Here is a 22,303-nt window from a genome sequence, read left to right on the forward strand (position 1 = left end):
TTAAATTTACAGAAATTTTACAACATGTTTAAGTTGAAACTACCTACCGATCCAAGGTGGGCAAACATTGCAGAAGGAAACATTGGAGAAATTTTGACGGATCATGCCTGGTGTGAGCAAAAAGCAGCTACCAACGCCATAGGCCTGATTACTATGCTTCCGGAATATCCTGAGATTGTTACAGAACTTCTTGCCATTGCACAGGAAGAACTGGATCATTTTAATCAGGTTCATGAGATCATTAAGAAAAGAGGGCATACCTTCGGAAGAGCAAGAAAAGATGATTATGTAAATGAACTGGCAAAATTTATTGTACAGGGAAGAAGAGAAGATCTCATTGTAGATAAAATGCTTTTTGCTGCTATGATTGAAGCCAGAAGTTGTGAAAGATTCAAGGTTCTTACCGAAAACATCAAAGACGAAGAACTTAAGGTTTTCTACAAAGAGCTGATGATTTCTGAAGCCAATCATTATACTACTTTCATTGGATTTGCAAGACAGCTTGGAGATCCGGAGAAAGTAAACAAACGTTGGGAAGAATGGTTGGAATATGAAGCCAATATTATTAAATCCTACGGAAATAAAGAAACCATTCATGGTTAAAATAAAATAGTAAGAATATAGATTAATACATCTTGAAGAAGCCAAGCTTTGAAAATATCGCCAATTTATTCCTAAAAAACTTTTTTCAGGGATTGGTTATCATTGGCCCTATAGGACTTACCATTTTTGTGATCTGGTATATTGTAAGTGCGATCGACAATCTTGTTCCTTCTTTGGCTAAACAGATTCCAGGGCTTGTATTCGTATCTATTATTCTGTTTACAGCTATTTTAGGTTATTTAGGTAATAAATTTGTGGTCGGAAGATTCTTTTTCGATACCATGGACAGCTTACTGGAGAAAACTCCGGGAGTAAAACATATTTACACACCTACGAAAGACGTCATGTCTTCATTCGTAGGCGACAAGAAAAAATTCAACGATCCTGTATGGGTAAAAACCAACGAAAATCCGGAAATCTGGAGAATCGGCTTTTTAACCCAAAAAGAAATGTCGGACGTTGACAAGCATAATTACGTTGCGGTATACCTTCCCCACTCGTACGCCATCTCGGGCTGGGTAATTGTTACTGAAGAAAAAAACATCAAACCTGTAGTGGGAATGACAGCGGCTTCTGCTATGAAGTTTGCAGTGAGCGGTGGTGTAGCCGGATTTAATTCTGTAGATGAAGCCAATAAATTCTAACCCATAAAATTATAATTGCTTATCAGAAGGAAGCCGCAACATTTCTCTCTTTTTTCAAATCAATCAAAAAGCTGTCTATTAATTCTTTATTAACGTGTGCCATCACAACTACTTTTTTCCAACGAGGATTTAAATAATTATCCGCTACCAGATAATATTTCTCAGCAAGATCCTTAGAAATTTCATCAGAATCAATTGTAACAATATTCATATCAGGATTTCTATAATATTTAACTCCCATTTGATCTAAAGCATCACATAAATAGTTTGTTCTATTTATCAATTGTTGTATTAGTTGAGCCCAACCATCAGACCCATGGGTCATCAGAATCATCCACATGGAAATTGCATTAGCTCCTGATCGACTGCCACAAAGGGTAAAATCCGATCCATATACATATGAAGCTTCTTTTGTCTGTACATATTCTATAAGTGATTTTCTACATAAAAACACGCCTGTACCATACGGTGATTGAAGCATTTTATGTCCATCAATAGTAATAGAACTAACTTCTGGATTTTTAAAATCCAACTCATTATTTTGTGCAGAAAATGGATAAATAAATCCACCAAAGGCAGCATCTACATGCACAAAGTAATCTTTAAAATAATCTTTTACCAGCTTAATGAATGATGTTGGAGAATCTACACTACCAAATATTGTAGTACCCATTGAAAGATGTACTATAAGATATCGGACACCATTATTATATGCATCCTCAAGTTTTTCTTTAAGGTCATCTAATATAATTTGTCTCGTAACATGATCAACTTTTACAACAATAGGATGAATTCCTAATAAGTTAGATCCTTTGTAAACAGAATAATGTGCGTCTTCTGAAAATATAACCCCAATCTCATCTGCCTTTGCGTTCTTTTCCTGTATAAAATAATTTCTATACATCCATTGCGCCTGAATATTTGCTTCTGTCCCCCCGGGAGCTACATATCCATCATAACTTGATTCTTCAGCTCCTAATATTTCTACAGCACACATCCGAAGAAGATCTATTTCAAGCTGTTGTGTTCCGGAAAAATATTTCTCGCCATCACTATAGGTGTGACAGCCAATATGATTAGGATTATTTACTAAAACTGAAAGAAATGCTGCTTCTTTTAAAAATGGAAAATTGTAAAACTGTTCTTGATCTAAATATGTTCCTGGAAGTCCAAGTATAGGTTCAGTGTTATAGTTCAAGTTTTTATTTAATGCTTCAAAAACTTTTTCTCTAATTGTTGCAGTAGGAAGCTTTGGCCAATACATATTTTCTGGTTTAAAGTTTAGAAAACCATCCTATTCAACTGAACAGAATAATTTTCCCAAAATTACATTTTTTTTACATGAATAAAAACTGTTTATGATCTTACTTATAAATACAATAAGATTTTGATAAATTTATTAGACAGATGGAATTCATTTCAAAAACATATTCTTTGCAAATTTTAAATAATTAATCACAAATTAAATAAAATCATTATAATGGTAAATATATACCGATATGATAACTTTATTTCATCAAAACTTATATTTTAAATTTTAATTTTGCATCTATCTTAAGGAGATAAAAAATACTTAAAAAACCAACCTGAAAAATACATTATTCCGAAATGAAGAAAATTGCTGTCGTGGGCGCCGGTATTTCCGGCTTAAGCATGGCGAATTACTTAGAAAAACACCAAATTGATTATCACATTTACGAAAGGAGAAAAAAAGAAGATCTGGCTGGTCACGGTTTTCTCATTCCGAAGGAAGGGATGGATTATCTTTATCAGATCATTGATTCGGATCTTCTTCATAGACATGGAAGTTTTCTGAAAAAGTACACACAGTATTCCCATACTGGAAAAATTCTGGCAGAAAAAGAACTGGATAATGTTTTTGCCATCACAAGACATTCATTGATTGATCTGTTGGCACAAAACATCTCTCCGGAAAAGATTATCTACGAAGAAACCGTTATTCCTGATGATCAACAGAACGGAAAACTGAAGCTTTCTGATGGAACTTACATTGATGCAGATATCGCTGTCATTTCCGATGGTTCCAGAAGCAGAATCAGAAAACATTTTTTTAAGGATGAATCTATGAAAGTTGTACAGGAAAGCGAAGTGGTGAACATCATTCAAAATAAAGAAATCGCAGATTCTATTGAACATGACTTTATGAAATTTCATCATGAAGAAGGCGGTCTGACTTTCGGAATCCTTAAACTTTCTGATGACACCATTCTCTGGTACTCACAGTTTGATAATAAGAAATACACAATCAATGAATGTTCTGCAGAAAACTTAAGAAAATATATGCTTGAAGTTTTTGAAAACTGGCATCCTTTAGTCCCGGAAATCATACAAAAATCAAAGTATAAAAATGTTCATTTATGGAATGTTTATGAATTAGAAAACCTCAATCCTTTTTACCATGAAAACTTTGTATTCATAGGTGATGCAGCACATCCACTGATTCCGTTTACAAGTCAAGGAGTCACCTCTGCCCTGAAAGATTCTTTCTCATTAACGAAATACTTAGTTGAAGAAGACAATATACAGGCTGCTTTCAGTAAATATGAGTCAGAAAGAAAACCTGAAATTGAAGTTCACATCAGCAATGGGAGAATATTACTCAACCAGTTTTTACTTCCATTAAACCAACAAACAGAAAATATTATCCCCATATCCTATAAATAAATATGTTCACCAACAACGATATCAACTTTGAAGCATTAAAAAGAAAAGCCTATAACGGAAGATGGGCCACTCTGGAAGAAGGAATCATTCCTCTTACGGCTGCAGATCCCGATTTCAGAACCGCACCGGAAATTGAACAGGGAATTATTGAATATTTGAAAGACGGCTACCTCAGCTATGGCCCATTCTCGGGACTCCCAGAGTTTAAGAAAAGCGTTGCAGCTCATTTTAATAAAGAAAAACATGGAAGTTTCTCACCCGAAAATGTACTGGCGGTCAACAGTGCCGCCCAGGGAATGTTTCTCATCGCATCTTACGTTCTCAATTCCGGTGATGAAGCCATTATTTTGGATCCTGTGGATTTTCTCTTCAAAAAATCAGTAGAAACGGCAGGCGGAAAAGTAATGCTCTGCCCTGTTGATACGATAACAGGAGAAATTGACTTTGAAAAACTGGTTTCTTTAATCAATCCCAAGACCAAACTTATCAACCTATGTAATCCGCACAATCCGCTTGGAAAGATTTATTCTAAAGAAGTATTAATAAAAGTGGCAGAAATAGCATCTGCTCATGATCTTTGGGTAATGAGTGATGAAATCTGGAGTGATATTATCTATGACCAAAAAGACTTCCATACCTATTCTTCCGTTTCGGAGAAGGCAAAGAGAAAGAGCTTTACGGTGTACGGATTTTCAAAATCATTCGGAATAGCAGGATTGAGAATAGGAGCTGTGCTGTGCAATGATCAGAATATTCTTGAAGATTTTACCGAGAAAGCCAATTTTAACTCGACTATAGAGGGGGTTTCTACCTTATCACAGATAGCCGGAAGTGTAGCACTGGAGAAAGCCAAACCTTGGTATAAAGAATTTTTAACCCACTTACAGAGTAACAGAGATCTTGCTTTTAGATTATTAATCCGTTCAGGAATTGTAACGCCTAATCTGCCCGAAGCCACTTTTGTATTGTTTCCAAAGATTGAAAACGGAATGACCAGTGATGAATTTGCTCAGCATGTCCTAAAACAAGGAAAAGTAGCCATTGTTCCAGGATCAGAAAGATGGTTCGGAAAAGGAGCTGAAGGACATATCAGAATTTGCTTTTCTACCTCTCAGGAAATTTTAGAAGAAGGAATTAACAGAATCATTACCAGCTTTTAATGTTAAAAATTTTAATCAAATTTAAACAATATGTTATTATTTTTCCGAAATTACCACAAATCAACACTGAATTAAGATTTTCATACTAAATATTTAATTTTAATATTGATTTAAAAATAAATAATGATAATTTTGATCGAATCACCACTCAAAATTATCATTATGAGAATAAAATACATCAGCATTTTTTTCCTTGGAGCTACTACCCTTTCCTATGCCCAGCAGGTAAAGGATACTTTGAAAGAATCAAAGATTGACGAAGTAGCTATTACCGGAAGCCGAAACAAGAAAAGAACAGTCGTTAATACACCCGTTCCTATAGACATCATAGACATTAAACAGGTAAGCCAGTCAACGGGACAGGTGGAAATCAACCAGCTCTTACAGTTTTCTGCTCCTTCTTTCAATTCCAATAAACAATCAGGATCTGATGGTGCTGATGCTGTAGATCCGGCCACTTTAAGAGGTCTTGGCCCCGATCAGACTTTACTTTTGTTGAATGGAAAAAGATACCATCAGTCTTCACTGATCAACCTTTTTGGGACCAAAGGAAGGGGAAACACGGGTTACGATATGAATACCATCCCTATTGGTGCAATAAAAAGAGTTGAAGTACTTCGTGATGGAGCTTCCGCCCAATATGGTTCGGATGCCATCGCGGGGGTTATCAATGTTATTTTGAATGACCGTGATAAGGGTTTTGAAGGAAATTTATTCACAGGTATGAACCTTTTTAAAAGCCCGGGAAACAATGATGTGGTTTCAGATCACAAAATAGATGGAACCACCTTTGACTTCAGTGGAAATTTAGGAACTAAAATAGGTTCAAAAGGCGGCTTTGGAAACTTTACTGCAGAATTCATCAATAAAGATTACGCCATCCGAAATGCAAATCCGGATCTATACACAGCCCCAAGACAGCGTTTCGGGGATGCAAAAGCTCAAAACATTTACTTTTTCGGAAATATTGAACTTCCGTTATCAGATGGTCTGAAATTTTATTCCCGCCAAGGCTTCTCCCATAGAAATACCAAGGCTTATGCCTGGACCAGAACACCGGATGCAGACGGTAATATTCCTGAAGTTTACCCTACGGGATTCAACCCGATTGAAGATACCAGTATTACAGACTTTACTTTTGATAACGGTTTAAAATTCAAGGTTGCTGGCTGGGATGTAGATTTTTATAATGCTTTTGGTAACAATAGATTTACCTATCAGATTGATAATACCATTAATGCCACTTTAGGAGTCAAATCTCCTACCAGCTTTAATGCGGGAGGTCATTCCCTGCTGCAAAATACGACTGGTTTTAACGCCGTGAAACAATTTAAAGTACTGGAAGGGCTTAACGTTGCTTTCGGATCGGAATTCAGATATGAAAAATTCAATATCATCAAAGGAGAAGAAGCTTCTTACTCTATGTATGATATCAATGGAAATCCTGTAACGCCAAATACTCCTCCAAATCTACTCGTTACAAACCCTTTAAGCGGAAATGTAAGACCGGGTGGATCTCAGGGATTCCCAGGCTATTCCACAGATACCGGAAAAAGCAGAAATAATTTTGCAGCCTATGTAGACACTGAATTGGATGTGACTAAAAACTGGATGATAAGCATTGCCGGAAGGTTTGAAAATTATAATGATTTCGGAAGCACTTTGAATGGTAAATTTGCTACCAGATATGCCATCACACCACAGTTCGCCTTCAGAGGTTCTGTTTCTACCGGATTCAGAGCACCTTCTCTGGCTCAGAAATACTACAGTCAGCAGTTTACCAACTTCCAGGGAGGCCAGTTGGTTACGATCCAGCTTGCTTCTAATGACAGCAAACTGGCAAGCAGCCTTGGAATTCCTCAATTGAAACAGGAAACCTCTGTGAATGGAAGCGCCGGATTTACTTTCAATACAGGAAAATTTACCGCCACCGTAGATGGTTACTATATTCGCGTGAAAGACAGAATCGTTCTTACCGGATATTTTGCACAAGCAGACTTACCGGCAGAGGTTCAGGCAGAGAATCCATTTATCGATCAGGTACAGTTTTTCTCCAATGCTATCGACACGAAAACAAAAGGGGTTGACCTTATTTTAAGCTATAGTGAAAACATCGGTTCCGGAAAACTGACGGCTACTCTGGCTGGAAACTATAATGACATGGAAATTACAAAAGTAAATACTTCAGAACAGCTGGCTGGGAAAGAAGATATTTATCTGAGCGCAAGAGAAAAGGCATTTATCCTTGCTTCGGCTCCAAAAACCAAAGTGAATTTAAATCTTAATTACAGACTCAACAAATTCAACGTGAATCTGCAGATGGTAAGGTTTGATAAAGTAACCCTGATTGGCTATGATTCCACAGAACAGGTATATAATCCAAAAGTAACTACCGATCTTTCTTTTGGCTACGAATTCTGCAAGAACCTGAATCTGACTTTAGGAAGTAAAAATTTATTCAACAGATATCCTACTCTACAGACCACTCAGGTATCCGACGGAAATACGGAAGCCGGAGGTATTTTTGATCCTGTACAGATGGGATTTGCCGGAAGACAGGTTTTTGCCAGACTTAATTTTAAGTTTTAGAAGAATTAAAAAAACTGTATCAAAGGTTAATAATTTCACCTTTGTCATTCTGACACAGACTGCAGGTCTGCGAACGTCGTTCAAAGAATCTCATTTATAAACCAATAACATAAGATTCTTCACTACATTTCATTTCGTTCAGAATGACATTTTGATACAGTTTTTTTCTATTTTTTTGAAATCTTATAAAGCTTACCGCTGTCTGTGACTGCATACAGATTTCCGTCCATTCCGTTCAGCACATCACGGAAGCGTTCTTTTTGATCTGCAAGAAGACGTTCTTCTCCTACCACTTTATTATCTTTCATGACAATTCTGTCAATATGCTCACCGCTCAGGCATCCGATAATGAGATTTCCATTCCATTCCTCGATGTTTCCTGTATAGAAAGTAATTCCACTAGGTGAAATCACAGGATCCCAATAGTACACAGGTTGCTCGGTTCCTTCTTTTTGAGTGATTCCCTTTCCTATTTTATCTCCGGAATATTCTATTCCATAGGTTACATCACCCCAGCCGTAATTTTTTCCCGGTTGGATAAGATTGATTTCATCACCTCCTCTTGGTCCCATTTCCACATCCCAAAGATTTCCATTAGGATCTATTGCCATTCCTTGAGGATTTCGGACACCGTAAGCATAAATTTCAGGTTTATAGCCGGATTTTCCTATAAAAGGATTTCCCGGAGCTGGTTTACCGTCTTTTGTAATCTTTAAAATCTTTCCAAGAAAATTATCTGTTTTCTGGGCATATACTCTGGTTACTTTATCTGACCTTTCTCCTGTACTAACAAATAAATGCCCATCTTTATCAAATGCCAGACGGCTTCCATAATGCTTATCTCCATCATACGAAGGTTCAGCACGGAAAATAACTTTTACTTCTGAAATATTCTTAAGATCTGCTGAAAGTTTCCCCTTTGCCACAGAGGTTAAATTTCCTTTTCCAAATGATTCTGAGAAACTGAAGTAAATCATATTATTGGTTTTAAAATCAGGATCAAGAGCTACATCCAGCATTCCTCCCTGCCCTTTTGAATCTACTTTTGGGAAACCTTCTATTTTAGACACCTGCCTTCCATCTGTAGAAACAACATTCATATGCCCTTTCTTATCTGTAATGAGAAATCTTCCATCTGGTAAATTGATAATTCCCCAGGGCCTTCCCAAATCTTTATTCAATATTTCCACATTATAAGCTGTTGTGGTCTTCACTGCCTTGATTCTTGTCTGTCCTTTAAATGCTGGTTTATTATCAGAATTTGGATTTTCTGTCTCTACACTTCCATCATTTCCCGTCTTTTGTGCATTGGCATGATTCTCCTTGCATGAGGATAAAAAAAGAAAAAGGCTTACTACAGGAATACAAAATTGATTGATTTTCATATTATTATGATTAGGTTTTATAGAACGAATGGAAAAATAATGCCAATAAAGTTTGCACATATTAATTTTTATTCTACATTTGTAGAACAAATTACAACATTGTAGAATGAAAGAGATTAAACTTACAGATTCTGAAAAAATCCTTATGGAAATTCTTTGGGAAAAGAAAGCCATTTATATGAAGGATATTCTGGATGCATATCCGAACCCTAAGCCAGCCCCTACTACCATTGCTACCTTACTGAAGAGAATGCAGAATAAAGAACTGGTAGGCTATAAATTGTATGGAAATTCCCGTGAATACTACCCAAAAGTAGAAAAAGGGGAATATTTCAAAGAGGAAATGACTTCCATGATTGACCGTTTTTTCAACAGCTCAGTGACCCAATTTGCATCTTTCTTTACATCCAATGCAAAACTCAGCCAAAAGCAACTGAAAGAACTTCGTGATATTATTGACAAACAGATAGAAGAATAGATATGTCTGCCATTATTCTGAAAATAGTGTTATGCTCATCTATTTTCATCGCTGTTTATTACCTGTTTTTGGAAAAGGAAAGAATATACAGATTCAACCGGGTGTATTTGTTAAGCTCATTACTGCTATCCTATACAATTCCGTTTGTTACCATTACCCTCCCAAGCCAGGACACTGCAACAACTCCTCAACTGATTATCGAAGAAACAGCACAACAGCTGGTTTTTATCCAACAGGAGCAGGAAAGTTTTGACTGGACAAATGTGGTATGGGGAGTTTATATACTCATTACTCTTTTTCTATTATTAAAAAGTCTTTTTTCCATACTGGCAGTAAAAAGAATATCGGGAGAAAAGTATAGGTACCAGAAACACAATGTAGTAGTAACCAAGGAGAACCTTTCCCCGTTTAGTTTTTGGAATACCATTTATATAGGAAAAAGCTATATGAATAATAATGCGATAGATCCAAGGATCTTTCTACACGAAAAGACCCATATCGAGCAAAAACATAGTATAGACCTTTTATTACTGGATGTTCTAAAGATTTTCACCTGGTTCAATCCCGTTCTTTTTCTGTACAAGAAAGCGGTTATAACCAATCATGAATTTTTGGCTGATGAAGCCGTTATGGAAAACAAATATAACATTAAAGAATATCAGCATCTTATTCTGGAAGAAATTCTTAGCCAGCAAAATCCTCCATTGACTCATTCATTTAGTTTTAATAACACCAAAAAAAGATTTATTATGATGAATACAAAAAAATCAAAGTTTAGTCTGCTCAGGAAAACAGCAGGAATCACTGTTCTGATTTCAGCAGCAGCTCTATTTTCTGAAAGAACGTATGCGGGTAATTCACCTCAGGTTCTTATTTCCGAAAGAATAGCAGAATTACCTGCCAAAATTGCGGGTCAGGATCCCTATCAGGAGTTCAAAGACATATTAGCAAAGTATGCTGATCTTTTGAAACAGGAAAAATATGCAGAATTTTCCAAGAAGGTCACCGAAAGTGATAAAAAAAGGCTTGGTGAACTGTATCCATTACTGAACAAAAATCAGAAAAATGAGCAGAAGATCACCTTTTTTGCCCTTCCCGAAATGAAAAAACGAATTCCAACAGAAAATGAATGGAAGTCATTTTTGAACAAGAAAAATTATGCAGTCTGGATTGATTCAAAAAAACAGAAAACAGCGATTTGAAAAATTATACTCCGAATGACTTTTCAAATGTCTATATCAGTAAAGTTTACCCAAACGCCAGAACGACCCAAAATCCACAACCGTATCAGGTGACCTTAATGACTCCTTCTTATTATGAAAAGACCAAAGAAGAAGGAAAATCATCTGTTATCATGGGTTTTAAAAGACAGGGATTAAAAAAAGCATCGGATACAATCATTCCAAGAGTGAACAGCATCAGCGAAAGCAACGAAGGTAAAAACACGAATACAAATATCACTACTCAACAGAACACAAATGAAATTCCGGCACAATATCCTGGAGGAGATAAAGACTTAAAAAGTAAAATAAGCCGGATTATGGATGTCAGTAGTATAGAAGGCCATAACGGGACAATATCATCGATGGCATATATTCATATCAATGAGAAAGGAATAGCAACCCAGGTAACCACTTCGGGAGAAAATGAAATCATGAACAGGGAACTTTTAAAAACAGTTACCAAAATAAGTAATGAAACCACCTGGAAACCGGCAGTGAAAGATGGAAAAGCCATTGCTTCGGTATTAAAGGTTCCTGCAACACTCACTTTTGAGCGTCACCAATAATAAAAAGCGCTAATGATTAGCGCTTTTTCATTTTAATAATCTTCCCAATAATAGCTTTTGAAAAAATTATAATTGTCTAGATGATAGATTAAAAATTTCACTATCAAAATATTCATCTTCAAAAGATTATCCAGCCTAAAAATTTCTTTCGTATTTTTGTTCTATACATTCTTTTCTATGGATTTTAAGCTTCAATCAGAATATAAACCTACCGGAGACCAGCCTCAAGCTATTGAAAAACTTACCGAAGGAATAGAGATCGGTGAGAAATATCAAACACTTCTTGGAGTAACAGGTTCCGGAAAGACCTTTACTGTTGCAAATGTTGTAAAAAATGTACAACGCCCAACCTTAGTACTGGCACACAATAAGACTCTTGCTGCACAGCTCTTTATGGAGTTTAAAGAATTTTTCCGGAAAATGCCGTGGAATATTTTGTCAGCTACTATGATTACTACCAGCCTGAGGCATATATTGCCACAACAGGTACCTATATTGAGAAGGACCTGAGCATCAATGAGGAAGTCGAAAAACTACGTCTTTCTGCTACTGCTAGTCTTCTTTCAGGAAGGAGAGATGTTTTGATTGTTGCCTCAGTTTCCTGTATTTATGGTATCGGAAATCCTACGGAGTTTCATAAATCACTAATTTCCATAGCAATTGGCGAAAAAGTAACGAGAACGGCACTTCTTCATTCATTAGTTAATGCACTGTATGCCAGAACACTCAATGAATTCCAAAGAGGAACATTCCGTGTGAAAGGCGATGTAATTGATGTTTTCCCTGCTTACGCTGATAATGCGATCAGAATTCAGTTTTTTGGAGATGAAATTGAAAAAATCCAAAGTTTTGACCCAGTTACAGGAAATGTAGAGGATAATTTTGATCAGATACAGATTTACCCTGCCAATCTCTTCGTAACATCGAAAGAAACTTTAAATGGTGCTATTAAAGATATTCAGGATGACATGGTAAAACAGGTCGATTTCTTTAGCTCTGTTGGAAAACCATTAGAAGCAAAACGTCTTCAGGAAAGAACAGAGCTGGATCTTGAAATGATCAAAGAATTGGGCTATTGCTCAGGGATTGAGAATTATTCAAGATATCTGGATGGCCGTCTTCCGGGAACAAGACCTTTCTGCCTGATCGACTATTTCCCTAAGGATTTTTTAATGGTTATTGACGAAAGCCACGTTACCGTTCCACAAGTTCATGCCATGTATGGTGGTGACCGAAGCAGAAAGGAAGCATTAGTGGAATATGGTTTCAGACTTCCGGCAGCAATGGATAACAGACCTTTAAAGTTTGAAGAATTTGAAGCCATTCAGAATCAGGTAATTTATGTTTCTGCAACGCCTGCAGATTATGAACTGGAAAAAACAGGAGGAGCTTATATTGAGCAGATTATCCGACCAACAGGACTTCTTGACCCAATTATTGAGGTAAGACCTTCTTTAAATCAAATTGATGATTTAATGGAAGAAATCCAAAAAAGAGCAGATGCTGATGAAAGAGTACTGGTTACGACTTTAACGAAGAAAATGGCAGAAGAACTTACTAAATACTTCACCAAATTCGGAATCAGAACAAGATACATCCACTCAGATGTTGAAACATTGGAACGTATTCAGATCATGCAGGATCTTCGTTTAGGCCTTTTTGATGTACTTATCGGTGTCAACTTATTAAGAGAAGGGTTGGACTTACCTGAGGTTTCATTGGTTGCCATTCTGGATGCTGATAAAGAAGGAATGCTTAGAAGCAGGAGATCCATGATCCAAACCGTGGGACGTGCCGCAAGGAATGTAAACGGAAAGGCAATCATGTATGCCGACAAAATCACAAAATCTATGCAGGCTACTTTGGATGAAACCGAATATCGCCGTGCAAAACAAATGCAGTATAATAAAGATCATGGAAAGGAACCTACCGCTTTAAATAAAAAGATTTCTGAAAATCTTGTTGGAAGAAGTAAGGATTTTCCTGATCAGAAATATACTCAAAAAGAAATCATGCAAAAAGTGGCCGAAACAAAGGCTACTTATGCAAGTGAAGATATAGAGAAAATGATTGAGCAAAAGCAAAAAGAGATGGAAGCAGCAGCTAAAAATCTTGATTTTATTAAAGCAGCCAAGCTGAGAGATGAAATTGTAGCTTTGAAAGCTTAAAGCATGGGTTATAAAAAAGTTTCGGCGGCATCAAAGATGCCGCCGAAACTTTATACTGAAATAGGTTTATTTAATTTTTAGAATCCATTTCTTACCGATGCTCTTATGGGAGTCAAAAGATCCATCAGACCGTTTAATTTGATTTCATACACTGTTGAAAGCTGCATTCCCAGTTTTCCCTTTGGCATTCCGTTTTTATTAAACCATTCTAAGTAACTGATCGGAAGATCAATCAGGACTGTTCCTTCGTATTTCCCGAAAGGCATTTTCATGACACAGATTTCTTTTAATATTTCAGGGTTGAGTCCTTCCACGTTGTATATAATTAAATTAATTTTTCCTTAATATCATCCTGACCGGGTAATTCAAGATCCGGAGGGGTTTCTTCATCCGAAAATTCATTTCTGTATACCTGAACCAAGAGAAGGGTTAAAGAGATCAGAATGGGGCCGAAAATTAGTCCCATGAAGCCAAATAGATTCATCCCCATAATAATTCCGAATACGGTATTCAATGGATGAATATTTTCCAGCTTCTTTAAAAGAGTAAAACGAAGCAGATTATCAGTAAGCCCTACCACCACAAGACAATAGATTGCTAAACCAATTCCTTGTCCGGTATTTCCTTCTGCAATCATAAAGATACACACCGGAACATATATAATAGCCGTTCCTACTACTGGAATCACAGAGGCTGCAGCTGTTAATGCAAAAAGCAATGCTGCTCCCGGTGCCCCAAAAATCAGGTAACCGATGAGTGCAACAATCCCTTGTCCTATAGCAACAACTGGAATCCCAATAGCATTGGCCATAATCAGTTTTCTCATTTTATCGCCAATCAAAGAGATGTTGGATCTCTTCAATGGAGCAGAAGAAGTCAGGATCTTTTCAAAAAGTCTTGGTCTCTCCAGCATAAAATAAAGAATAAAATACATGGACATTACTACGGTAAGGGTATTGAAAGTCCCACTGACTGCAGACGTAGAGTATTTTCCTACATTATCTTTCAGTTTCGCCATATTCTCTTTGCTCAGAATATCAAACCCTGTTTTAGAGAAAATATAAGAATGGATTTTATCCAGGAAAACATTGAACTTAGCCATATAAGCCTGTGCATTTCCCAGTTTATCAATAATCAGATCAGCAATAAAATAGATCGGAAGAATAAGAACAATAAGACTTGCAAACATTAATGCAAAGGCAGCCAGTGACGGTTTCCACTTTTTTTCTTCCTGCAGATAAAAATTATACTTTCTGCAGACGACATAATGGTAATTGCCCCCAGAACCGAAGGAATAAACAATGCCAGATTAAAACAGATTAATCCCGCCAAAACCAAAATAATGGCCAGCAATGACATTTGTTTTATCGCAACACTGCTTATTTGTTTGTCCTTATTCATCATGTATTATTATATTTTTATTTGCTGAACATAATTTGTCTTGGTTTTCCTAAGAAAGCACAATAGGTAGAGTACATTACAATCATAATAAACGGAGCGGTTAAGATAATCCCGATTCCACAAAGGATAACCCCTGCAATAGAGATCAGGAATCCTAAAAACCCTGTTAATAAGAAAGTTCCGTAGTTTTCTTTAGCTATATTGAAAGATTTTGATAAAGCTTCTGTAGCTGATGCGTTTTCAAATAACAGAATCGGATATCCTATTAAAAGGAAAGGATATACAAAAATGATAGGCAAAACACACAATGCCAGAGCAATTGACGAAATAATCCACGCAAGAAAACTGTAAATCAAAATGTTTACAAAATTCTGACGGTATCCGATAAAAAGATCAGAAAACTCAATCGGATTTTTAGTATTGTATTTATTCACCATGTAGATCAATCCTACATACAAAGGAGATAATAAAAGTCCGAAAAGGCTGGAAGCACCCATATACAAAGGAAGTCCGGGAGCACTCCAGTAATTAAAGTCACCTCCTGAAGATTTCATCTCTTCAACCATGGATGCAGAGTCAAACCCTGTAAGCATTTGAATAACAGTCCCTCCGATCAGGTAAATAATCATGGCTACAATTCCGTAACCGAAAACGCCCTTGTACATTTCAAAAGCATGAGAAATAATTGACCCCGTATCTCTGTTGGGTACAGAGCCTTGCTGATCAAATTCGTTAAATTCAGACATAGTTTAAATATTTAATGATTTTACCAAATTTAGTTTTTTTTGGCAAAAGAATACATTAAACGTGAATGAAATTTTAACTTTTCTCCGAAAAAACTGTTTTATAAAGAGCGTAAATCATCGCATTCCAGAAAGGGAATGTAAAAAGACCTCCTATCAAAAATAAAGCAAAACCTAAATACTTGAACAGGAAAGCAACAATGACGCACACCATTATTTCTACAAAATACATTTTAAGAGCTTTAAAGTTCAGAGAAATGGCCTCGAAGATTCTTTTATTGGTAAAGAACATCAATGGAGCAACAAATAGGGTAACAGCAACCCAAATCACTGCCAGCACAACAGTAGGAAGGGTAAACCTATAAATAAAAAACCAGAAGAGAAAATATCCCACATACTTAAAAAAGTTAAGCCCGTTGTACCCAGCAAACAGGTCTCCTATAACAATATTTTCTTTAAGATCAAGCTTACGGTAAATCTGGAACATTCCGAGATTCAATGGATACAGAAATGCTGTAGTTCCCCAAATCGCTAAGGTAAACATCTGATAATTTTCCGTTGCTGTAATGGCCTCCATTTTTTTCAAATAAACCTGAGTTCCCTGCATAAAAGCTTCCTGCAATTCTTTGTTATAAGAAAAAACGTCATATTTCTCCCCGAAAAGCATAACGGCAGTCAGCAATATTGCAAAAAGACGATGGAAAACATCAACTGAAAAACGAGTGTTTTATTCCAATAAAAAAATGCCTGCTTCAATATAAAATCTATTCCCGGTTTCTGAGGATATTTGTTCTGCATCATAAAAAAATTTATGCAAAAGTAAACATCAATAAGTATTTTTGCAGAATGTTTTCAGTGAATCATCAAAAATTTATGGAAATGGATGAACTTTCTCTTCGGAAGGTTCCCTATTTTTTCGTCATCGACTTTCTCTCGGAGAACGTTGAAATATATCAGGAAAATGAAATTGAAAAAGAAGGTTTAATTATTGATTTCCAACATATTTCAAACACAAAAAAACCACAAGCATTAAACAAAAAAGTAGTATGGAAATCATATCCTGAAACCTTGGAAAGCTTTCAGATAGGTTTTGATAAAGTTCAGAAAAATATTCGTTTAGGAAACTCTTATTTAGCAAATTATACTAGAAAAACAAAGATAGAGACTAATTTAACCTTAGAAGAAATTTTTTCTCACTCAAATGCGAAGTATAAAGTATTTTATAAAGATTTTTTTGTATTTTTTTCTCCTGAAACTTTTGTAAAGATTATTGATGGTAAAATTCTTACTTATCCTATGAAAGGAACAATTGATGCTTCCATTGAAAATGCTGCAGAAATCCTGAAAAATGATAAGAAAGAAAAAGCAGAGCATTATACAGTAGTAGATCTGCTTCGGAATGATCTGAGCATGGTGGCTGATGATGTAAAGGTAGACCAGTTCCAGCATATTGATTTTATCAAGACCCAACAGAAAGATCTGTATGCAATGAGTTCCGAGATTTCGGGCAAAATAAAACCTGAATTTGACGGGAAAATAGGAAGTATTATTCAGAAACTGCTTCCTGCAGGCTCTATTTTAGGAGCTCCCAAACCTAAAACGCTGGAAATAATTCTGGACGCAGAAGGGTATGACAGAGGATATTACACGGGAGTTTGCGGCTGGTTTGACGGCCAAAATGTGGACAGCTGTGTGATGATACGCTTTATAGAAAAAGAAGGAGACCAACTTTATTTCAAAAGCGGGGGCGGAATAACGCATATGAGTACATTAGAAGACGAGTATCAGGAAATGAAAAATAAAATCTATGTCCCAATTCATTGAAAGCATTAAAGTAGAAGATCAGGAGATTTTTCTATTGGATCTACATCAGAAACGTGTCAATCAAACATTTTCCCATTTCGGGAAAGAAGACTCTATTGATCTGGCCAAGATCTATAAAAATTTGCAGCATGATGAGGATGGTCTTTTCAAGCTAAGAATTGCCTATGATCTTGACAAAAGAATCAGGACTCAGATGATTCCTTATGCAATCCCTGAAATTCATGATTTCAAGCTGGTAGAAAATAACAGCTTTGATTATTCATTCAAGTTCGAGGATCGTAAAGAACTGGATAAAATGAAAGCGAAAGCCAAGGCAGAAGAAATTATTATTGTCAAAAACAATCATATCACTGATACCTCTTTCTCTAACCTGCTGTTTTTAAAGGGAAAAGACTGGTTTACCCCTTCTACTTATTTATTGAACGGAGTACAAAGACAACATCTTTTAAAGCAAAAAAAGATCAAAGAAACGGAGATTACTTTACAAAACATAAAGCAATTCACCCATTTCCAGATCATTAATGCATTGAATGATTTCGATGATATGTTCATCTATCCTATCGACAGAATTATCAATCTGCCGGGGAATGAAGAATATCTTGATCTTTAAATCTATTTCATAAATTCAAAATATGACTTCAGTACATCTGCACTATTCTTCCCGTGAGTATTTACTTCCAGGATTTTCGGCTTTGCATCAGGTTTGAAGAAATTCTCAAGAACTCTGTCTAATGTAATTTCATCCTCTACTCTGACATAGGAGAACCCGAAATGTTTTGCCAGAGACTCTGCATTCTTACGGTGTTTTGTAGCAATAAACTCATCCAGTGTATTCGGATTGGCATTTCCAGGCCCCGGAATGATTTTAAAAATATTTCCTTCACCGTTATTGAAGATCATAATTCTTACAAATGGAGGAATATATTGATTCCAAAGTCCATTAATATCATAAAAGAAACTAAGGTCTCCTGTGATCAGTAAAGTAGGATTTTCATTTTTGATGGCAAATCCCATTGCCGTGGAAGTAGAACCATCAATACCGCTGGTTCCTCTGTTACAGTACATCTTTCTCTTCCCGAAGTCAAACAGCTGTGCATATCTGATTCCTGAAGAATTACTGAAATGAATATTATAGTTTTCAGGAATCGTTTGTGATGCCTTATTGAAAAAATAAAAATCTGAGAATTCAATGGTATTCAAAAACAGCTCGTGTTTAGCATCTTTTTTATCTCTTAAAACATCCCAAAGGTTAAAATAAGGTCTAGGCTCCAGATTGATAAATTTCAACAGTTTTGAGAAGAAAACCTCCGGTTTCACCTCCACCTTTTCTGTAAGGGAGAAATAAGTATCAGGCTGCCACACTTCATCAAGATGCCAGTGCTGTTTCGGGCGGGCACTTCTTAGGAATTGTTTTACCTTTTTGGAAACCACATTCTGCCCAATCGTAATCAACAAATCCGGTGCATATGTTTTATAATCTTCCTCTGTAAAGTTGAATATATAACGATCTATATGTCTAAAGAACTTTTCATGATGTAAATTTGAATTGGCTTCACTCAATACCACTACAGAATGATTTTTCACCAATTGAGTCAATTGATTTTCCAGCTCCGGACTGTAATCTCTTGTTCCTACCAATAGCAAAATTCTCTGTGAAGTATGCCATTCTGCAATCAGATTGGAAGGAATTTCATATTCTTTATGCTTGATTGTTTTTTCCACAGTAGGAAAAGTAGGAAGTTCTGATACCAGCTCATACAAAGGTTCTTCCAATGGAATATTAATATGTACAGGTCCTTGCTTTTCAAAGCAAAGTTCAATCGCTTTTTTAATAATATCGAAATTAATATCTTCTGCATTCTCCTTACTGTCTTCCAAAAGCTGGAAATCACCGTAAGAATGCTGATGAAAAACATCCTTCTGTCTTATCGTCTGTCCATCAAATATATCAACAAAATCAGTTGGCCGGTCTGCCGTTAGTACCAAAAGTGGAACATTTTGATAAAATGCTTCAGTAACCGCCGGATAGTAATTCACCACCGCTGATCCGCTGGTACAGGTAATTGCTACAGGCTTTTTCTCACTTTTTGCCATTCCCATTGCTACGAAAGCAGCACTTCTTTCGTCTACAATGCTGTAACAGTTGAAACGATCTACCTCTGAAAAATGGATGGCCAAAGGAGCATTTCTTGACCCCGGAGAAATTACGATATCTGCAATTCCGTACTGCTGAAGAAGATGTGCAAGTATTTGGATACTTCTCTTAGAAGAATATTTTTTCATACAGCAAATTTAACTTATAAATAATGATTTTAAAATCATTTAAATCAAAAAAATGTAATTTTGCTATTCGTAAATTTCTAAAAATGGATAAAATACCTAGTGTAGACCTGCGTGATTTCCTTTCGGACAACCCGGAACGCAAACAGAAATTTGTAAATGAAATCGGAAAAGCTTATGAAGAAATTGGTTTTGTAGCCTTAAAAGGCCATTTTCTTGATGACAACCTAGTGGATGATTTGTATGGAGAGGTAAAAAACTTTTTTGAACAGCCAGTGGAAACGAAACAGAAGTATGAGATTCCAGGAATTGGTGGCCAGAGAGGTTATGTAGGATTCGGTAAAGAAACTGCAAAAGGTTTCAAAAAAGGAGACTTAAAAGAATTTTGGCACTTTGGGCAGTATTTGTCTGATGATTCAAAATACAGAACTGAGTATCCTGACAATGTAATCGTTGATGAACTTCCAAAATTCAACGAAGTAGGTAAAGAAGCCTTCCAAATGCTTGAGAAAACAGGACAATATGTTCTAAGAGCTTTGGCATTGCACCTTGGTTTAAATGAATTTTATTTTGATGACAAAATCGCAGAAGGAAATTCTATTTTAAGACCAATTCACTACCCTCCAATCACTGAAGAACCGGATGATGCTGTAAGAGCAGCGGCTCATGGTGATATTAACCTTATTACCCTTTTAATGGGAGCACAAGGTAAAGGTCTTCAGGTTCAAAACCACAATGGAGAATGGATTGATGCTATTGCAGAACCAGATGAACTGATGATCAATGTTGGAGATATGCTTTCAAGACATACCAACAACAAGTTGAAATCTACTATCCACCGAGTGGTAAACCCACCAAGAGAAATGTGGAGTACTTCAAGATATTCAATTCCTTTCTTTATGCATCCTATCAGTGCAATGTCTTTAAATGCACTTGATAACTGTGTAAATGAAAACAATCCTAAATTATACGAAGATACCACTGCAGGAGAATTCCTGCATGAAAGATTGATCGAACTGGGATTGATTAAAAAATAAAAAGAAACGGCTGTCTCAAACTAGAGGCAGCCGTTTTTATTATATTTCGATTAGAAACTTTTGTTCTATCCTGTTATACAATAAAATTCAGGACACGGTGTGGGTTGAGTGAAAGTTCCCCACGGGCAGATACAGATATACGTATCACCACCACCTCCAGGATTTCCTCCTCCCCCAGGTTCTCCTCCGTAAGGCACACATTTTCCACCTGAGCAGATTTCTCCGGCGGAACAGCCTCCTTCTCCCGGTCCTCCACCTTCAAAACAATAAGCAGGAAAGTCTACTCCTGCAACAATACTTTTTTGGTCTTCTCTTGAAAGTTTTTTTTGGTTTTTCATAGTTTTTGATTTTTTGGTATTTCCTACTCTATAAGCTTTTCGGATAACGCTGACTTAAAAATAGCACTTATTTCACTAATAATCAAACATTTAAATAAAAACAAATATAAACCGACTTAAAATACAAGCTCATATATTAAATTTCATTTTTAACCAACAGTATATTGTTTAATTAAAATTATTTTGATTAATTTTACTATACCTACAAATTTTTAATTAAAACAATATGAAAAATTTAAAAAAACTACAAAAAACCAATTAAAAAACATTTCTGGAGGAGCTACTCTTCCTGAAACAGATTTCTGTATGTATTATTGCAGCGGAGTAATTGTATGCGCTACCTGCAGTGATGATTTCAAATGCCCGGACACAACCAGCGATATGTAATCTTTACAATCACAATGTCATAAAATTTGAACCGTTTCTTTAATAGAGGCGGTTTTTTTATTTCTTCTGGATTAAAATAAGACAGATTCCTGCTCTTTAAATACTTTTCTTAGGACCTGATAGTTTTTTATATTTGATAAGCTATTTATGAGCTTAAAATGATAGCCCGTGAATAATTCGGACTTCGGGTTCAAGGGTATATTGATTCTATTAGTTATAGGGCGACAAGTTCTGGTTTAAAAAACCAATTAGTAATCTGGGAGTCTTCAGATTACTATCAAATGGATAGTATTATAACAATATACCTCTGTTTCCATTGTGTCATTCCGTAGGAATCCAAGCTTATTTATGTGAGTTTTAGAGGATGCAAAAATGACAGAATAATGTATAAGTTTTTTAGCTCTTGGTATTAGCAGTGCCATGCTGAGCTGAGTCGAAGCATTTTAATTACGATGAGTAATCTTTCTGCTATTGTAATTGTATGGAAGAATTTTGTTTAGACTCCTATGGAGTGACAATATTGTGGAATAGAGAATAAGAATAGATAATGGAGGATGGAAGAGATAGGCTTCCAGGTAGAGTATGAAGTAGTTTAGGTAACTAATGCATTGGTTGGATGGTTGTTTTGGGTTTTTGTTTTAGGATGGTTATAAAACAAAAAAAATCCTTTATCATCAGATAAAGGATTTTTTAAAAATAAAATAAAAACTGGCGGCGGCCTACTCTCCCGCTTTCGCAGTACCATCGGCGCTGGTGGGCTTAACTTCTGTGTTCGGAATGGGAACAGGTGAG

The 22,303-nt window shown here is 36.1% G+C and carries 18 protein-coding genes, 1 rRNA gene and 2 pseudogenes; 12 read left to right on the plus strand and 9 right to left on the minus strand.

The genetic code is table 11. The features are described 5' to 3' along the window. Nucleotides 1-24: 24 nt before the first annotated feature. Nucleotides 25-603, plus strand: coding sequence for a tRNA-(ms[2]io[6]A)-hydroxylase (locus tag BOQ62_RS15595; protein WP_129040920.1), 579 nt, complete (start codon nucleotides 25-27; stop codon nucleotides 601-603). Between the two features lie 32 nt (nucleotides 604-635). After that, complete coding sequence (locus BOQ62_RS15600; protein ID WP_129040922.1) at nucleotides 636-1,247, plus strand: DUF502 domain-containing protein; 612 nt, start codon at nucleotides 636-638, stop codon at nucleotides 1,245-1,247. A gap of 22 nt (nucleotides 1,248-1,269) precedes the next feature. Here BOQ62_RS15600 and BOQ62_RS15605 read toward each other — a convergent pair whose 3' ends face one another. Continuing rightward, the gene (locus tag BOQ62_RS15605) at nucleotides 1,270-2,511 is read right to left on the minus strand and encodes a pyridoxal-dependent decarboxylase (RefSeq protein WP_129040924.1); all 1,242 of its coding nucleotides are present in this window, start codon (nucleotides 2,509-2,511) and stop codon (nucleotides 1,270-1,272) included. A gap of 344 nt (nucleotides 2,512-2,855) precedes the next feature. Between BOQ62_RS15605 and BOQ62_RS15610 the strand changes: the two genes are divergently transcribed. The 3 genes from BOQ62_RS15610 (at nucleotide 2,856) to BOQ62_RS15620 (ending at nucleotide 7,681) form a co-directional block, all read left to right on the plus strand. Further along, a complete protein-coding gene (locus tag BOQ62_RS15610; RefSeq protein ID WP_129040926.1) occupies nucleotides 2,856-3,932 on the plus strand; it encodes an FAD-dependent monooxygenase in 1,077 nt (358 codons plus the stop codon). Nucleotides 3,933-3,934: 2 nt separating this feature from the next. Next, nucleotides 3,935-5,092 (plus strand): pyridoxal phosphate-dependent aminotransferase, encoded by a 1,158-nt coding sequence (locus BOQ62_RS15615; RefSeq protein WP_129040928.1) that lies wholly within the window; start codon nucleotides 3,935-3,937, stop codon nucleotides 5,090-5,092. 162 nt (nucleotides 5,093-5,254) lie between these two features. Continuing rightward, nucleotides 5,255-7,681 carry a TonB-dependent receptor plug domain-containing protein gene (locus tag BOQ62_RS15620; RefSeq protein ID WP_129040930.1) on the plus strand — a complete coding sequence of 809 codons (2,427 nt, stop codon included), beginning with the start codon at nucleotides 5,255-5,257 and terminating at the stop codon, nucleotides 7,679-7,681. Between the two features lie 167 nt (nucleotides 7,682-7,848). Here BOQ62_RS15620 and BOQ62_RS15625 read toward each other — a convergent pair whose 3' ends face one another. After that, on the minus strand, nucleotides 7,849-9,066 hold the full coding sequence (locus BOQ62_RS15625; protein WP_129040932.1) for a PQQ-dependent sugar dehydrogenase: 1,218 nt from the start codon (nucleotides 9,064-9,066) through the stop codon (nucleotides 7,849-7,851). Between the two features lie 106 nt (nucleotides 9,067-9,172). On the opposite strand from BOQ62_RS15625, the gene BOQ62_RS15630 reads away from it, so the two are divergent. From BOQ62_RS15630 to uvrB, 4 genes and pseudogenes are all read left to right on the plus strand, one after another. Further along, the gene (locus BOQ62_RS15630) at nucleotides 9,173-9,544 is read left to right on the plus strand and encodes a BlaI/MecI/CopY family transcriptional regulator (protein WP_129040935.1); all 372 of its coding nucleotides are present in this window, start codon (nucleotides 9,173-9,175) and stop codon (nucleotides 9,542-9,544) included. Between the two features lie 2 nt (nucleotides 9,545-9,546). Further along, nucleotides 9,547-10,746 carry a M56 family metallopeptidase gene (locus BOQ62_RS15635; RefSeq protein WP_129040937.1) on the plus strand — a complete coding sequence of 400 codons (1,200 nt, stop codon included), beginning with the start codon at nucleotides 9,547-9,549 and terminating at the stop codon, nucleotides 10,744-10,746. Next, nucleotides 10,743-11,333, plus strand: a complete 591-nt coding sequence (locus BOQ62_RS15640; protein ID WP_129040939.1) for a hypothetical protein — start codon at nucleotides 10,743-10,745, stop codon at nucleotides 11,331-11,333. The genes BOQ62_RS15635 and BOQ62_RS15640 overlap by 4 nt, the downstream gene beginning before the upstream one ends. Nucleotides 11,334-11,510: 177 nt before the next feature. Continuing rightward, nucleotides 11,511-13,501 (plus strand): annotated as a pseudogene (gene uvrB / locus BOQ62_RS15645) (excinuclease ABC subunit UvrB). A gap of 77 nt (nucleotides 13,502-13,578) precedes the next feature. Here the strand turns inward: uvrB and BOQ62_RS15650 are convergent. The 4 genes and pseudogenes from BOQ62_RS15650 to BOQ62_RS15665 all read right to left on the minus strand — a co-directional run bounded on the left by BOQ62_RS15650 (nucleotide 13,579) and on the right by BOQ62_RS15665 (nucleotide 16,327). After that, the gene (locus tag BOQ62_RS15650) at nucleotides 13,579-13,815 is read right to left on the minus strand and encodes a DUF3820 family protein (RefSeq protein ID WP_129040941.1); all 237 of its coding nucleotides are present in this window, start codon (nucleotides 13,813-13,815) and stop codon (nucleotides 13,579-13,581) included. A gap of 11 nt (nucleotides 13,816-13,826) precedes the next feature. Beyond that, nucleotides 13,827-14,905 (minus strand): annotated as a pseudogene (locus tag BOQ62_RS15655) (AI-2E family transporter). A 14-nt stretch (nucleotides 14,906-14,919) separates the two neighbouring features. Next, on the minus strand, nucleotides 14,920-15,648 hold the full coding sequence (locus BOQ62_RS15660; protein WP_129040943.1) for a beta-carotene 15,15'-monooxygenase: 729 nt from the start codon (nucleotides 15,646-15,648) through the stop codon (nucleotides 14,920-14,922). A gap of 73 nt (nucleotides 15,649-15,721) precedes the next feature. Then, complete coding sequence (locus tag BOQ62_RS15665) at nucleotides 15,722-16,327, minus strand: hypothetical protein (RefSeq protein WP_228414200.1); 606 nt, start codon at nucleotides 16,325-16,327, stop codon at nucleotides 15,722-15,724. A gap of 164 nt (nucleotides 16,328-16,491) precedes the next feature. Here BOQ62_RS15665 and BOQ62_RS15670 point away from each other — a divergent pair, with 164 nt between their 5' ends. Beyond that, entirely contained in the window at nucleotides 16,492-17,469 is a 978-nt protein-coding gene (locus tag BOQ62_RS15670) for an aminodeoxychorismate synthase component I (protein ID WP_129040945.1), read from the plus strand. Further along, nucleotides 17,453-18,079 (plus strand): aminotransferase class IV, encoded by a 627-nt coding sequence (locus BOQ62_RS15675; RefSeq protein ID WP_129040947.1) that lies wholly within the window; start codon nucleotides 17,453-17,455, stop codon nucleotides 18,077-18,079. Before BOQ62_RS15670 ends, BOQ62_RS15675 begins: the two co-directional genes overlap by 17 nt. Nucleotides 18,080-18,081: 2 nt before the next feature. Here the strand turns inward: BOQ62_RS15675 and menD are convergent, their stop codons facing one another. Continuing rightward, entirely contained in the window at nucleotides 18,082-19,752 is a 1,671-nt protein-coding gene (menD, locus tag BOQ62_RS15680; protein WP_129040949.1) for a 2-succinyl-5-enolpyruvyl-6-hydroxy-3-cyclohexene-1-carboxylic-acid synthase, read from the minus strand. Between the two features lie 83 nt (nucleotides 19,753-19,835). Between menD and BOQ62_RS15685 the strand changes: the two genes are divergently transcribed. Next, nucleotides 19,836-20,786 carry an isopenicillin N synthase family dioxygenase gene (locus BOQ62_RS15685; protein ID WP_129040951.1) on the plus strand — a complete coding sequence of 317 codons (951 nt, stop codon included), beginning with the start codon at nucleotides 19,836-19,838 and terminating at the stop codon, nucleotides 20,784-20,786. Nucleotides 20,787-20,851: 65 nt separating this feature from the next. Here BOQ62_RS15685 and BOQ62_RS15690 read toward each other — a convergent pair whose 3' ends face one another. Continuing rightward, nucleotides 20,852-21,124, minus strand: coding sequence for a bacteriocin-like protein (locus BOQ62_RS15690; RefSeq protein WP_129040953.1), 273 nt, complete (start codon nucleotides 21,122-21,124; stop codon nucleotides 20,852-20,854). 1,093 nt (nucleotides 21,125-22,217) lie between these two features. Then, nucleotides 22,218-22,303 (minus strand): 5S ribosomal RNA (gene rrf, locus BOQ62_RS15695); the annotation flags it as partial.

The sequence above is a fragment of the Chryseobacterium sp. CH21 genome (assembly GCF_004119445.1).
Lineage (GTDB): Bacteria > Bacteroidota > Bacteroidia > Flavobacteriales > Weeksellaceae > Chryseobacterium.